Annotated in this window: 6 protein-coding genes; 5 read left to right on the top strand and 1 reads right to left on the bottom strand. The window is 57.1% G+C overall.

The annotated features are described in order from the left end of the window. Positions 1–21: 21 nt before the first annotated feature. Positions 22–948 carry an ABC transporter permease gene (locus BJP58_RS10000; protein ID WP_194543795.1) on the bottom strand — a complete coding sequence of 309 codons (927 nt, stop codon included), beginning with the start codon at positions 946–948 and terminating at the stop codon, positions 22–24. Between the two features lie 460 nt (positions 949–1,408). On the opposite strand from BJP58_RS10000, the gene BJP58_RS09995 reads away from it, so the two are divergent. From BJP58_RS09995 to BJP58_RS09975, 5 genes are all read left to right on the top strand, one after another. Further along, positions 1,409–3,694, top strand: coding sequence for a helix-turn-helix domain-containing protein (locus BJP58_RS09995; protein WP_194543794.1), 2,286 nt, complete (start codon positions 1,409–1,411; stop codon positions 3,692–3,694). A 310-nt stretch (positions 3,695–4,004) separates the two neighbouring features. Continuing rightward, positions 4,005–5,522: a DUF3502 domain-containing protein gene (locus BJP58_RS09990; RefSeq protein ID WP_194543793.1), complete on the top strand. Its 1,518-nt coding sequence runs from the start codon at positions 4,005–4,007 to the stop codon at positions 5,520–5,522. Between the two features lie 363 nt (positions 5,523–5,885). Then, positions 5,886–7,259, top strand: coding sequence for an alpha-L-fucosidase (locus BJP58_RS09985; protein WP_194543792.1), 1,374 nt, complete (start codon positions 5,886–5,888; stop codon positions 7,257–7,259). A 3-nt stretch (positions 7,260–7,262) separates the two neighbouring features. Further along, positions 7,263–10,379, top strand: a complete 3,117-nt coding sequence (locus BJP58_RS09980; RefSeq protein WP_194543791.1) for a glycoside hydrolase 5 family protein — start codon at positions 7,263–7,265, stop codon at positions 10,377–10,379. Positions 10,380–10,678: 299 nt separating this feature from the next. Continuing rightward, the gene (locus BJP58_RS09975) at positions 10,679–12,970 is read left to right on the top strand and encodes a glycoside hydrolase family 3 N-terminal domain-containing protein (protein WP_194543790.1); all 2,292 of its coding nucleotides are present in this window, start codon (positions 10,679–10,681) and stop codon (positions 12,968–12,970) included. Positions 12,971–13,005 lie beyond the last annotated feature (35 nt).

Genomic DNA, 13,005 nt, shown 5'->3' with positions numbered 1-13,005 from the left:
CCGAATGATTCCGGGCTTGCTTTAGAACAAGGCATGGTCCGGATTCACCTTCTTCACGATTTTGTTGCTGCCCCATACGAGAATAAAGCCGACCACGGATTGATACAGTCCGACGGCCATGGCTTGTGCCGGATTCCCGATGGTGCGGAGGGAACGGAACACATACGTATCGATGACGTCGACGGTCGGATACAGCAGCCCGTTGTCCTTCACGATGGCATAGATCATGTCGAAGCTGCCGTACATGATTTTGCCCAAGGCCAGCAGTGTCAGGATGGATATGGTCGGCAGCATGAGCGGAATGGTGATATGGCGGATGAGCTGCCACCGGGTAGCGCCGTCGATCCGCCCGGCTTCGTAATAACTGTCATCAATCCCGGTAATGGCCGCCAAATAGATGACGAGATTCATCCCGAGATCCTTCCAGACGGCCGCGGTCGTTAGAATCCACGTCCAGTATTGCGGGGAGGCGTACCAGTTGACGGGGTCGACATGGAAGAACGCCAGGATCCGGTTCAGGATACCGTAGTCGGTCGACAGCAAGCTGTAGATGATGTAACTCACGATAACCCAGGACAAGAAATGCGGGAACAAAATCGTGGATTGGGTCACCCTCGAGAACCAGCGGCTGCGGAGCTCGTTGAACAATATGGCCAGCGCCATGGCTGCGAGCGTGCCGACGATGATAAATAGAAAATTGAGCTTCAAGGTGTTGAAGGTGACCTCCCAAGCCCGAGGCGAAGAGAAGAAGAACTTGAAATTGTCAAAGCCGACCCAGGCGGAATTGAAGAGTCCCGTCTTAAAGTTGAATTTCTGAAACGCAATGAGCATGTACGGAAGCGTGAAATAACCGAAGACCAGCGTATAGATGGCAGCCGGTACAACGAGCAGGTAGGCGGATCCGTTCGAGCGGATTTCGCGCAGGAAGCCGAAGCGGCTTTTTTTCATGAGTAGGCACGTCCTTTCGTAAATGATGGGGGCTGCAAGCCTGGCAGTTCTGATTCGAGTGTAAAGAGAGTTGCCGCGTGCAGTAAACTATGAAAATGGAGTTTGAGCGGATTGAAGGGGGGAGCGTCTGCTTTAAAAAACGGCAAAAACTTCGAATTTGAGTATTTCGCACAGTGTCGACAGGATTGAATAATGACCGGAAGAGCCTTGTTTTATAAGGGGTTTAGCTGATGGAGCCTATGAAGGAAAGTTTGGGGAGGAAAATAAAGAATGCGTTTTCATATTGATGAATGCCCTGAGCAAATGTAAGATGAGAGTGAAATATGAAAGCGTTCCGAGTGATCGGATCGTTAGGGAAACATCATTAAATTAACATATAGATTACATATTATGTTAGTAATTTTCATGAATTATGAAGATTTCACTTAACTATACAGATCCAATGGCAGGGAGGGAGAATATGATCCGGCAGCGATTATTCCGTTATGCGGTGTACCGAAATATGTTTCTCAGCTTTATTTTGCTTACGGCAGCCATGATTGCCCTCGTAACCGTCGTCCTGTACATGATGTTCTCCTGGAGCACCGCGAAGGAGGTAGGGAAAATATCCGAATCGATGCTGAAGCAGAACAGCGCCGTATCCAGCGTCATCCGCGACCAGGTATATAACGTGGGCAACCTGCTGCTCAGCGACAAGGAGATCGTGAACGCCCTTTTGGACAAAGAGGCCGATCCGGTGAAACAGTATGGGGTATTCGGCACTCTTAACCGAGTACAGTCCACCTATCCGTTCATCCATTCGATCGGTATCTATAACGGCTCGAATAATACGTATCTGAATACGAAGGGGATTACCAAGGAGCAGGAGAAGGCGCTGTTGGAGGAGATCAACAGCAAGAATACATCTTATTTTCACCTGTTCCCTCGCAAGATATCTACCGCCACTTCCGCTTCGGCCAACCGGAGCGAAGACGTCCTTACTTTCGTTCTCCTTCCGAGCTATTATTCGCCGCTAAGCTCCAAAGGCGCAATCGTAATCAACATGAGCACCGACACCATCCAGGATCTGATCGGAGGCTACCGCAACGAAGCGGTGGATTCGCTGCACGTCATTGACGACAAGGGAACCATCATCACCCATTCGGATCGTTCCCGGTTCATGGAGAATGTATCGCAGGAGTCCTATGTCCAGTCCATTCTGGAATCGGACGCGGAAAGCGGTTACTTCACTCGCTCCATCGACGGCCGCAAGAGCCTCGTGACCTACGTCAAATCCAAGGATATGAATTGGACGTATATCAGCGTAAGCCAATATCAAAATCTGCTGTTCAACATGCAGGCCCTTCGAACGTCGGCGCTGGTTCTCGCTTTGGCTTGTTTCGTCGTCAGCATGTTCTTGTCGATCTGGCTGACGCATCATGCGTACAACCCGATTCGTCACCTGCTGGAGAAAATGAGCACCATACCGAAAATGAAGGAAAACCGGCGGCAAATCAACGAATTTGCCATATTGGATACCACTTACGCCGAAATGACGGAGAAAATGAAGTCGATGGAGTCCGAGGCTTCCGTCGCTCGGCAGGCGCATGTGCTGCAGCTGCTGAAAGGCGGCGACGAGACGGCATTCCGCCGTTTGGCCCGCGAAGGCAAGGGGCCCTATTTCCTGGCGGTCGTCCTTCTGCTCGACAGCTTAGACGGCTCGCCCGGGGGAGAGGACGAGGACCTGCAGTCCTATTCCTCCGCGGCCGTCGCTCAGGCGGCCCAGCAGATGCTGGAGCCGGAGGGAGCGAGCGTGGCAACGGTAGGGGACGGGACCATTGCGATCATTCTCCCCATGAAACAGAGCCGGCTTCCCCTCCATGTCGTGGGCATGCTGGAGGAGCTGCAGGGCGAGATGCTAAGCACGCTCCGCGTGTCCGTCACCGTCGGCATCGGAACGGCCGCACAGACCTACGAGGAGCTGCGCGAATCGTTCGATTGCGCGCAGTCCTGCTTCCAGCAGCGCTTTTTCGCGGGAAAGGGCAGGATGTTCCATGGCGATCCGGTCAACGCCGCGGAGTCGGAGCATTCCGAGGCTCAGTATCCGGACAAGCGGGAGAAGCGCATCATCGAGGCCATCAAGCTGCAGCAGCGGGATAAATTGGAGAAGGAAATCGATCAGTGGATCAAGGAAATTCGCGATTACAACTACCATGAAGTCATGTTTTTCATTAATCAATTCATTGGCGGCCTGTACAAGCAGCTCAATGTCCATACGGTAAAAAATCGGGAAAGCGCGGATCTCTTTCTCGACTTTACGCGGCGGATTACCCGCTTTCAGACACTGCAGGAAACCGCGGATGCCCTGAAGGATCTTGCCCTCAGGCTCTGCAGCCTGTCCGAAGAATCGGGAGCGGTCCGGCATGCGGAGGTGGTTGATTTTATCCAGATGTACGTACGCAAGCATTATGCAAGGCCGGATATGTCGCTCGAGCAGGTGGCGGGCGAGGTGAAGCTGTCCCGCAGCTATGTCGGCAAGCTGTTCAAGGCGCACTGCGAGCTGTCGTTCAACGATTACCTGAATGCCGTTCGTCTGGAGAAGGCGCGGGAGCTTCTCGCAAGCACCGAGGAGTCGGTCCAATCGATCAGCGAGCAGGTGGGCATTCTGAATACGACCTATTTCTACACGTTGTTTAAAAAGCACTACCAGATCTCGCCGGCCCAGTTCCGCAGCCAGCATGCGATCGAGACGAAAAAGGCGCAGTGACGGGCAGATTAATTGCGGGTTCAAAAGGTCGACTTTTCAGCACCGAGAAGGTTGGATGAAGCTAGGGACTGAGTAGCGGAGCGTAGGCAATCCTACGTGAGCAACGGAAGGCCCGGCTGAATTCAAGATTCGACGCCTTAGACTGCTTCCTTACCTGCCTCGTGATCAAAAGATGACTTTCTGAACAACCTTTTAATGTGTTTTAAAATGGCGAAAACGATCATTTTGAAGTATACGTCATCCCTAATGTCTCCTTAAGATAGGAATCGTACCGCATGACTAAACCAAATGAAGACAGGGGGACACATGCATGAAAAAAAGGAAAGCGCTAGCACTATGGTTGGCTGCGATATTCATGGTATCCGTGATCGCAGGCTGCTCCGGCGGGGGCGATGCCGGCGGCGAGAACGGATCGGCGAGCGGCGAGAATGACGGCGGGGACAAGCTGCCGGTCCGGTATCTGCTTCCGGGCTCCGCGCCGCAGGATTTGGATGCGGCGGTCAAAGCGATCAACGAGAAGCTGGAGGCCGACGGACTGAACCTTACGTACGAACCGACGTACATCGCGTGGGACGTATGGGATCAGAAGACCAACCTCATGATGTCGACGGGCGAGGAATTCGAGCTGATTGCCATCATGCACGATACCAAAGGACCGACGGTGCTTGCGGGCAGCGGCGGTATCATTCCGATCGACGATCTGCTGGACCAGTATGGCACCGAGCTGAAAGCTTCCATGCCGGACTGGATCTGGGAGTCGTCGAAAATCAACGGCAAGACCACGTACGTGCCGAACTTCTGGGCGGATACCGCTTATAACGATGGCATGTTCACGATCCGCACCGATCTGCTAGAGAAAAACGGCCTGAAGCCGCCGACATCGCCGGAGGAGCTGCTCGATGCAGCCGAGACGTTGCAGAAGAACTGGCCGCAGGACAACAAGAACGTATATATTAAGATGCTGGAGGAGCCAGCCTACTTCCTGCATACGACCTACGACACCTATCCGTTTACCGTGGCCGACAACATGATTTACATCGACCAGCAGGGGAACGTGAAGTCTTGGTTCGAAACCGAGGAGTTCAAAAAAGACGTGCTGTTCATGAACGAGGCTTACAAGCGCGGGCTGATCATGAGCGATCTGCTTACGACGCCGACGGAGGTTATCAACCAAGAGGAGCTGGCAGGACGTTATCTGTACCGTCCGGGCGACGTCGGCTTGAGCGATGCCATTCTTCAAACGTTCCCGGATGCGAAGCTGGATATTTATTATTTGGCCGACCAGCCGAAATTCAGATCCTACGCGATCCGCAATTCCAACGGGATCTCGGCCACGTCTCCGCACCCGGAGGCCGGCATTCAATTTTTGAACTGGGTATACAGCAGCCAAGAGAACATGGATCTCGTTCAAAGCGGCGTGAAGGATGTGCATTGGAAGGATACCGGCAAGAATACCAAGGACTATCTGGCCAAGAACGAGAACGGTTCCCCGGCTTATGAGCTTCCGTACTGGCTGCTTGGCCACGTCGAGATGAACCGTTATCCAACGAATACGGACCCAGCGCGTCTGGAGCGCCGCACAACGGTATCGGACGACGCCGTGAACAGCATCACGATCGGCTTCACCTTCGATCCGACCAACGTTGCTTCGCAGTACGCCAACTGCATCGCCGAGCTGAAGACCAGCGTATATCCGGTCATGCACGGGGTCGTGAAATACGAGGACGCCTACGATAAAATGCTGGCCGCCATGAAGTCCGCTGGAATCGATGAGGTCGTTGATGAATACAAACGGCAATTCGATGAATGGAGAGCCGGTCAGTCGTAAGTTCAGGCACACGAACACTAAGAAATAATGGAATAGGGCAATCCTTTACCCGGTTTAATAACCGGGGAGGGATTGCTTTTTTTTTGTGCACCGCCATGGAGCGTTCTGTGAAGAGTACCGAAGGAATTCCATGGAGATTCCTAGCGGATTCGAAAGTGATCAATGTTACCGTTTAGGACTTCAATTCTCCGATATTGGCCAAAATCAAAGTTTTCTCTCAAAAGTAAAGTGTTCAAGACAGGGATTCTCGGGCTAGAGTATAGGTCATAAGAAGCCTTGAGACTGCTCAAAGAGCCAGAAGCGTAATATCCATCAAGGCTGACCTCACGGCAAGAGCCGTGCAGAATAAGGAGGACGTTGTTCATGATCAAGCAAGCTCAAGCCATCCGGGAAGGCTGGCAGTGGTTTACGGAAAGCCGGTATGGCATGTTTATTCATTTCGGGCCATATGCCCAATACGGGCGCGGCGAGCAGGTACTGTTCCGGGAGCATTTGGACCAGGCCGAATACGCGCGGAAGGCCTGCGAGTGGAATCCGGTGTTTTTTGACGCCGAGCTATGGGCATACACCGCGCGCAAGGCGGGGATGAGATATGCCTGCTTAACGACGCGGCATCATGACGGGTATTGCCTGTGGGATACGGCCACGACGGATTATTCCAGCGCGAAGCAGGCGCCCGGCCGGGATCTGGTGCGCGAATTTACCGATGCGTTCCGGGCCCAAGGGCTTCGGGTCGGCTTATATTATTCCTGGATCGATTGGCGGATCCCGGCTTACTTCGACGGACCGGAGAAGGATCCCGAGGGCTGGGAGACGATGAAGCAGTATTTGCATGCCCAAGTGGAAGAGTTGGTCACGAAATACGGGCGCATCGATCATTTCTTTTTTGACGGGGTCTGGCCGCGAACCGCGGAGGACCTGGACAGCATCAAGCTGGTGGAGCGGATGAAGTCGATTCAGCCGGACATCCTGGTCAACAACCGTCTTGGACTGTCCGAGGAGGAGAAGCTGCATGCGGACGGCGGCGGCGGTTCGGGCGATTCCGAGGTGCTGGGCGACTTCGGCTCGCCGGAGCATGTCATCGTCCCGGATCAGAAGCGGCTGTGGGAATCCAGCCAGGTTACCACGTGGAGGCTGTGGGGATACACGAATGGCGAACGTTGGCGTCCGGCCGACGTTCTGCTCGACATGCTGTGCGAGTGCGCGGAAAAAGGGGGTACCGTGGGCGGCAATCTGCTGCTTAACGTCGGACCGCAGCCCGACGGACAGCTTCCGCCGGCCTTCGTAGAGCGGGCGCTGAAGATCGGGGAGTGGCTGGACGTTCACGGCGAGGCCATCTACGGCTCCGACGGAGGGAACCTCACCGAGTTCATCACCTATGGGCGGCAGACAATGAAAGACAACAAGCTGTATCTCATCATCCGCTTCTGGGATGGGAGGCCGGTGCTGAGGCTGGCGGATCTGGTGACGCCGGTATTACGGGTGACGCTGCTGACAACGGGACAGGAGCTGTCGTTCCGACAGGAGGGCGACGTGCTGTGGATCGAAGGGCTGCCGCGGGAACGTCCGACCGAGCTGTTCCCGGTCATCCGCATCGAATGCGAGGAGCGGCCGCAGACCAATGAATGGGGAGTGAACCGCCTCTGGACCGGCGACCCTTCCCGGATTGCCGACTGGGCTCGAACGCGCGGAACATCCGTATACGTCGACGGCAAGCCGTGGACGAGAAAGGAGTAAGCGATGAGAACGCTGGTATTTTACGACGAGCATTTTCCTTACGAAGGCGAACGTCCGTCCGCAGAGGCACTGGAGCGATTGCGGGAATGGGCGGTGGTCGCCGGTGCCGCGGATGTGGCTGAGCGGCTGACGGAAGGCGGCTGGGACACACTGATTCATCTGCACGGGTCGTACTTCCCGAAAGCGGCTTGGGCAGCCATCGAAGGCCACCTGAAGGCCGGCGGCGGTCTGGTTCATGCCGGGGGCGTGCCTTTCCGCAGGCCGGTTCGAGAGCTGAACGGAAGCTGGCATGCCGAACGCGAGCAGCTGGCTTATCATCAGCGAATGGATATCCATGATGCGCTGGCGGTTGACGTATCGCGCGTCCGGGAGTTGAAGGCCTCCGCCGAATTTCCGATCCTGCAGGGGCGCGAGGAGCTGTTCGGCATGGAGCCGACCTGGGGCTTGACGCTGCACCCGACCAAAGCGAGCGACATTCCGGCCGAGATGGGGGCATGCGGTCCGATGGACGCCGTCATCTCACCGCTCCTGATCGGCGTGGACCGTGATCGACGCGAGCGGTCCGCACCGGTCGTCATGCTGGAGCAGCATAAGGGCGATTATGCCGGGGGGCGCTGGATTCTGATCAACCAGCAGCTGAGGGCATCGTTCTGGGAGTCTAAAGGGATGGACGTTCTGAAGGATCTGGCCGAATACGCGGGAACAGGCGTGACGGAGCTTTGGTTGAAGCCGAACTATGCCTCCTACGAGCCGGGCGAGCAGATGTGGTTGACGATCCAGCTGCAGACGCTGTCCCGGACGTCCGCTCCGGCGCAGACCTGGCAATTTGCAGTGAGTGTTATCAAGGAAGACAACGGCGAGACCGTCTGGACCGGACACGAGAAGTCGGAAGCCGGCATGCAGCAGCGGGATCTGCAGCAGCTTCGCTTGTCCGTACCCGTACGGCTCGAGGCGGGCTTGTACCGGATCGTTTGCGAAGCCGAGTCCGATTCCGGGGAGCGCCGCACCCTGACCCAGGCGGTATGGGGCGTCGATCGTCCGCTGCTGCAGGCGGGAGAGCGGCTGGAATCCGGGCGTGATTACTTCCGCCGCGGCGGGCGGACGGTTCCGATCGTTGGCATGACGTACATGACCTCCGACGTCGCGCGCAAATTCCTTCATCTGCCGAACGTGCAGCGTTGGGATGCGGATATGGCGGAGATGAAGCGGGCAGGAATCAACCTGATCCGGACGGGCATATGGACGGGTTACCGGATGATCATGTTTGCCGACGGCCATGCGGCCGAGGACGTCATGCGGGCGATCGATGCCTTTATCCTGACAGCCAAGCGGCATGAGCTGGAAGTGACGTTTACGTTCTTCTCGTTTGCGCCCGAGGCTTGGGAAGGCGTGAACCCCTACCTGGATCCGCGATCGGTGGAGGCGCAAAAGCGCTTTATCGCCTCCATCGTCGGACGTCACAGGGGCACGACCAACGTGCATTGGGACCTGATCAACGAGCCTTCGCTGTTCGATCCGAAGCGAATCTTCGAGGGGCCGGTATCGATAGGGGACCGGTTCGAGCGGCAAGCATGGTCCGAGTGGCTGCGGCAGCGCCACGGGGATGATCTGGTGCTGCTTCAGGAGCGCTGGAACATGACGCCGGGCGAGCTGCCTTCATTCGAGTCGGCGCCTGCGCCGAGTCCGGACGACAAGCTGTTCAACAGCGTGCTGCAGCCGAAGAAGTGGGGACCGTGGATCGACTTCACGTTGTTCACCATGGACATGCATAATCGGTGGGCGTCCGAGCTCATCGGCACTATTCGCCGCTCCGATCCCCGCCAGCTGGTGACGGTCGGGCAGGATGAGGGCATCTGCTCCCAGCGCCCGTCGCCTTCGTTCTACGGTCCCGCCGTCGATTACACGACGGTCCACTCCTGGTGGCAGAACGATCACCTGGCTTGGGACGGCATATTTACGAAAACGCCGGACAAGCCGAATCTGATTCAGGAGACCGGCATCATGCACGTGCAGCGTCCGGACGGCATTGCCAAGCGGACGGAGGAAGAGCTTCGCAGCATCCTGGAGCGGAAGTACGCGTATTCGTTTTCGACCGGGGGCGCGGGTGCCGTACAGTGGATATGGAATATTAACTACTTCATGGATAATGCCAACGAATCCAACATCGGGGCGCTTCGGGCGGACGGAACGCAGAAGCCCGAAGCCGATGTGTCCTATGACTTCGGGCGCTTCATGAAGGAAGCAGCCGGCCTGTTCGACGATGAACGTCAGCTGGAGGATATCGCCGTCGTTTACCCGTATTCGAATGATTTTTCCAGCCGCAAGCTGGCTTACGAAGCGACGACGAGGGCCATGCGCGCATTGACATTCGGCATGAACGTCCATCCGCGGGGTATCGGCGAATATCAGCTGGAGGACCTGAAGCGCTATCCGGCCAAGCTGATCATCGTGCCGAGCGCGCATAATTTCGACGATGCCGCGTTTGCCCAGCTCCTCGACTTGGCAAGGGAAGGGAGCACGATCTTGTGGACAGGTCCGTTTCGCACCGATGCATATTGGGGGCCGGCGCCGCATCGCCTGCAGCAGGAGATCGGTGAAACCGTCCATGCCAACGTTCTTCGAGAAGAAACGCTGGAGCTGGCGGGAGAGCATTTCGCCGTTTCGTTCGGCGAGCGGAAGATTAACGCGCTGGCGGTAGATCGTCCGGCGGGCCGGTTGGATGGGACGCTAGCACCCGTCACGGTGAGCTTGGAATCGGGACGGTTCATCTGGTGCCCGCTCCCGGTCGAGATGAACGAGCGCTGGGAGCCGATCCAGGCGCTGTATGCGGAAGCTATCCGCTCCGCAGCCGTTTCGCCTGAGCTGGAATGGCTGAAGGGAGGCGAGCTTCCGGGCATCTACGGCCGCAAGCTGGCGTTCGGACAAGGAAGTTTGTACGTCTTCGTCTCTGAGTATGGGGCAAGCGCAGAGGTCGAGGTAAAGGACCCGGCAACCGGAATGGTCTATGTCTTCGAATTGGAGCGGGAGCGGACCGTGATGTTTACGACCGATGCCAGGGGACAAGTGCAGACGGTTTACCGGCCGGAGGAGGTTCGCATCCGGCAGAGTCAACCAAGTTGAAGCGTGTTCGCTCATGAAAAGGTTGGACGAGGGTTCTTGCTGTTGACCTGGATCGTCCCGCGCGGAGAAGCCTCTGCATGATACAGATAGAGGGAGGTTCTCCGGCCGATCGGATCGTGTCGGAGAGCCTTTTTCTTCAATCGGAAATTTTGGAAGGGCTGCTGCTTTGGCGATATTGGCGTTGAAGACGATAGGAAATCGCCTTAAATCCGAACCCTAATAGGATGCGGGAACATTCATCGAACGGTTACATGTAATCAGTAAGAACGAATTAAACAGGAAAAGAAAGGGTGTGCGCCATGGACTATAAGGACGCTGCATGGCCGGTTTCGCGGCGGGTCGAGGACTTGCTGGAGCGGATGACGGTCGAGGAAAAAATCGGACAGCTGATCCAGCCGTTCGGTTGGAAAGCTTACATAAGGAACGACGACGGTACGATCAAGCTAACCGAGGAGTTCAAGTCGCAGCTTGCGGAGGGAGGAATCGGTTCCTTGTATGGTACGCTGCGGGCCGATCCCTGGACCGGAGTGACGCTGACGAACGGACTGTCCCCGCGGGAAGGGGCAGAAGCGGTTAATGCGATTCAGCGTTATGCGATGGAGCACTCGCGGCTTGGGATTCCGATTTTGTTCGGGGAAGAATGCTCCCACGGACATATGGCAATCGGGGCGACGGTGTTCCCCGTACCGCTCACGATCGGAAGCACCTGGAACACGGAGCTGTTCCGCAGCATAAGCCGCGCCGTTGCCGCCGAGACAAGAGCTCAGGGGGGAGCGGCCACCTATTCGCCGGTGCTGGACGTGGTACGGGATCCCCGGTGGGGGCGTACCGAAGAAACCTTCGGCGAGGACCCCCATTTGGTGGCCGAATTCGCGGTTGCCGCCGTGCAGGGACTGCAAGGCGAGCGCCTGGATTCACATATCAGCCTGCTGGCTACGCTGAAGCATTTCGCAGGCTACGGCGCTTCCGAAGGGGGACGCAACGGGGCCCCAGTCCACATAGGACAACGGGAGCTTCACGAAGTCGATCTGCTGCCGTTCCGCAAAGCCGTTGAAGCGGGTGCCTTGTCGGTCATGACGGCCTATAATGAAATCGACGGAGTCCCCTGCACGTCCAGCCGGTACCTGCTGCAAGATGTACTTCGCGAGGCGTGGGGCTTTGACGGCTTCGTCATTACCGATTGCGGCGCGATCCATATGTTAGCATGCGGTCACAATACGGCCGGATCGGGAGTGGAGGCGGCGGCCCAGGCGCTGAAGGCCGGTGTCGACATGGAGATGTCAGGGACCATGTTCCGGGCACATCTTCACCAAGCGCTGGAGCAAGGGCTGATCACTGAAGACGATCTGAATATGGCAGCCGGACGCGTGTTGGAGCTGAAGTTTCGTCTGGGGCTCTTTGATCGGCCTTATGTAGATCCAGCCTGGGCAGAGCAGGTCATAGGCTGCAACGAGCATACCGCACTAGCCTACCATGCAGCGGCTGAAGGCATCGTGCTCCTGAAGAACGAGGGGGGCCTGCTGCCTCTGGATTCGAGCAGCGGAACCATTGCCGTCATTGGCCCCAACGCCCATGCGCCGTACCATCAGCTTGGCGATTACACCTCCCCCCAGCAGCCGGGGCAGATCGTAACGGTGCTGGACGGCATCCGCCGACGGCTGGGAGACAGCCGCGTTCTATATGCCCCGGGCTGCCGTATTCAAGGCGATTCAAGGGAAGGGTTCCCTCACGCGCTGGCGTGCGCGGAACAGGCCGATGTCATCGTAATGGTGCTTGGCGGCTCCAGTGCACGGGATTTCGGGGAGGGTACCATCGATCTGAGAACTGGTGCCTCGGTCGTGACCGGGCATGCAAAGAGCGATATGGAATGCGGGGAAGGCATTGACCGCTCGACCCTGACGCTGATGGGCGTGCAACTGGAGCTGCTGCAGGAGCTCCATAAGCTCGGAAAGCCCGTGATTGTTGTCTATATCAACGGACGGCCGATTACAGAGCCGTGGATCGACGAGCACATCCCTTCCATCGTGGAAGCCTGGTATCCCGGCCAAGAGGGAGGCAGCGCCATTGCGGACATGCTGTTTGGCGATATCAACCCGTCCGGCCGTCTGCCGCTGTCCATTCCGAAGGAGGTTGGCCAGCTGCCGGTCAATTACAATGCCAGACGGACTCGGGGCAAGCGTTACCTGGAGACGGATCTTGCGCCACGGTATCCATTCGGCTTCGGCTTAAGCTATACGGAATTCCGTTACGGCCGTCTGACGGTTGAGCCGGCCGTCGTTCCCATAGGCGGCGAAGCCACGGTCCGGATCGACGTGACCAACGCGGGAGTACGGGACGGCGCGGAAGTCGTTCAGCTGTACGTCTCGGATCTGGCCGCTTCCGTTACCCGTCCCGAGAAGGCGCTGAAAGGGTTCTGCAAGGTGTTCCTGAAGGCCGGGGAGACGCAGGAAGTAACGTTCACCATCGGCAGCGAGCAGCTGGAAATGATCGACCTAGACCTGAAGCCGGTGGTGGAGCCCGGCGAGTTCCGCATCCAGGTCGGTCCCGACTCGACGAGAGGAGAGATCGCAAGCTTGATGGTGGAAGGCTAACCGGTTCGTCCCCCTCCAAAACATAAAGACTTAAC

Source organism: Paenibacillus sp. JZ16 (assembly GCF_015326965.1).
Lineage (GTDB): Bacteria > Bacillota > Bacilli > Paenibacillales > Paenibacillaceae > Paenibacillus_AQ.
Note: the sequence above shows the minus strand (reverse complement) of the source record. Positions and strands in the feature narration are given on the sequence as shown.

Excerpts from the sequence above, each read along its gene's own strand:
- BJP58_RS09975 (WP_194543790.1), top strand. The coding sequence starts at position 10,679 with ATGGACTATAAGGACGCTGCATGGCCGGTTTCGCGGCGGGTCGAGGAC.
- BJP58_RS09995 (WP_194543794.1), top strand. The coding sequence starts at position 1,409 with ATGATCCGGCAGCGATTATTCCGTTATGCGGTGTACCGAAATATGTTT.
- BJP58_RS09985 (WP_194543792.1), top strand. The coding sequence starts at position 5,886 with ATGATCAAGCAAGCTCAAGCCATCCGGGAAGGCTGGCAGTGGTTTACG.
- BJP58_RS09980 (WP_194543791.1), top strand. The coding sequence starts at position 7,263 with ATGAGAACGCTGGTATTTTACGACGAGCATTTTCCTTACGAAGGCGAA.
- BJP58_RS10000 (WP_194543795.1), bottom strand. The coding sequence starts at position 948 with ATGAAAAAAAGCCGCTTCGGCTTCCTGCGCGAAATCCGCTCGAACGGA.
- BJP58_RS09990 (WP_194543793.1), top strand. The coding sequence starts at position 4,005 with ATGAAAAAAAGGAAAGCGCTAGCACTATGGTTGGCTGCGATATTCATG.